The sequence below is a fragment of the Halomonas sp. 141 genome, from assembly GCF_002810305.1.
Lineage (GTDB): Bacteria > Pseudomonadota > Gammaproteobacteria > Pseudomonadales > Halomonadaceae > Vreelandella > Vreelandella stevensii.
This window is the reverse complement of the sequence record NZ_PINZ01000150.1, coordinates 1-357: the sequence shown is the minus strand read 5'-3', so window position 1 is coordinate 357 and position 357 is coordinate 1. Positions and strand designations below refer to the sequence as shown.

At 65.0% G+C, this 357-nt stretch carries 1 protein-coding gene; it reads left to right on the top strand.

Translation table 11 applies throughout. From position 1 onward, the window contains the following. Positions 1 to 357 (top strand): IS66 family transposase zinc-finger binding domain-containing protein (locus tag CWI66_RS17765; RefSeq protein WP_198517621.1); only part of this gene is annotated, 357 nt, incomplete at both ends.

Sequence of the window (357 nt, the reverse complement as noted above, 5' to 3'; positions counted from 1 at the left end):
CTCTACCGAGAAGTACCGCGTCGAACAGGGTGATCTGCTCATCAACGAGGCCGAGGTGGCGGTCGATGAGGAAGAGGTCAGCGCCCAGGATGACACGGTTGACGCGCCGGTCGAATCCCATCAGCCGGCCAAGCGCCGCACCCGTGGCGGCCGAGTAGCCCTGCCGCCTGAGCTGCCCCGCGTCGAAGTCGTCCATGAGCTCCCCGAAGATGCCCGTCATTGCCACCACGACGGCACCGAGCTCAAGGAGATCGGCAAAGAGATCAGCGAGGAACTGCACGTCGTGCCGGCGCGGATCGAGGTGATCCGCCATGTGCGCATCAAGTACGGCTGCCCAGACTGCGAAGAGGGCGTGCA